The organism is Psychrobacter sp., assembly GCF_036731945.1.
Classification (GTDB): Bacteria; Pseudomonadota; Gammaproteobacteria; order Pseudomonadales; family Moraxellaceae; genus Psychrobacter.
In genome coordinates this window covers 4,251-5,650 of the sequence record NZ_DAINDI010000004.1, presented here as the reverse complement: position 1 = coordinate 5,650, position 1,400 = coordinate 4,251, and the positions used below count along the sequence as shown (strand labels likewise).

General features: G+C 47.6%; 1 protein-coding gene. It reads left to right on the top strand.

Features of this window, described 5'->3' with window-relative positions:
* Window positions 1–117: 117 nt before the first annotated feature.
* Window positions 118–1,400 (top strand): FAD-dependent oxidoreductase (locus V7D75_RS01375; protein ID WP_333613102.1); only part of this gene is annotated, 1,283 nt, incomplete at its 3' end.

Below are 1,400 nucleotides of genomic sequence, written 5' to 3'. Positions count from 1 at the left end.
TGTCAGTAGCGTGAGCGCAAATATTAGCCGACGTTGCCGCATGATAAGACAGAAACCAACATAGACATCAGCCTTTTTATTTACTTCTAAGCATTAACAGGCATTAGGAAAACCGTAATGGCAACTAGACAAGATAATACCATTAGCAATATTAAAACCCTGAACTATGACGCGGTCATCGTTGGTGGCGGCGGCTCAGGTATGCGTGCTTCATTGCATTTGGCCGAAGCGGGCATGAAGGTTGCAGTCTTGACCAAAGTATTCCCAACCCGTTCGCACACCGTTGCAGCGCAGGGCGGTATCGGCGCAAGTTTGGGTAACATGAGTAATGACAACTGGCACTTTCACTTTTATGATACCGTGAAAGGGTCAGATTGGTTAGGTGACCAAGACGCCATTGAGTACATGTGCCGCGAAGCGCCAAAAGTAGTATATGAGCTTGAGCACATGGGTATGCCGTTTGACCGTAACGAAGATGGCACCATTTATCAGCGTCCATTTGGTGGTCATACCTCAAACTATGGCGAAAAAGCTGTACAACGTGCTTGTGCTGCTGCTGACCGTACGGGTCACGCGCTATTGCATACGCTTTATCAGAAAAACCTCCAGCAAGGTACTGAGTTCTTTATCGAGTGGATCGCCCTTGATTTGATCAAAGATGACGCCGGTAACATCAATGGCGTTATCGCGCTTGAGCAAGAAACTGGTACGGTTGCGGTATTCCAGTCGCCAATTACTGTATTAGCGACAGGCGGTGCTGGTCGTATCTTTGCGGCTTCTACCAACGCTTATATCAATACGGGTGACGGTATTGGCATGGCGGTTCGTGCAGGCATTCCATTGCAAGATATGGAATTCTGGCAGTTCCACCCAACGGGCGTTCATGGTGCCGGCGTACTATTGACCGAAGGTTGCCGCGGTGAAGGCGCTATCTTACGTAATAAAGATGGCGAAGCGTTCATGGAGCGTTATGCGCCAACCGTAAAAGACTTGGCACCGCGTGATTTGGTATCACGTTCAATGGACCAAGAAATCAAAGAAGGTCGCGGCTGTGGTCCAAATGCTGACCATATCGTAATGGATATGACCCATTTGGGTGTTGACACCATTATGAAGCGTTTACCATCAGTCTTTGAGATTGGTAAAAACTTTGCCAACGTTGATATCACTAAAGAGCCAATTCCAGTTATCCCAACCATTCACTATATGATGGGCGGTATTCCAACCACCATTCATGGTCAAGTGATTGTACCGGATCTAGAAGCGGGTACCGATGAAGACGGTCTATATGCCAAAGGCAACGTCGTTAAAGGTCTTTATGCAATCGGTGAGTGTGCGTGCGTTAGTGTGCATGGTGCCAACCGTTTAGGTACCAACTCGCTACTTGATTTATTGGTCTT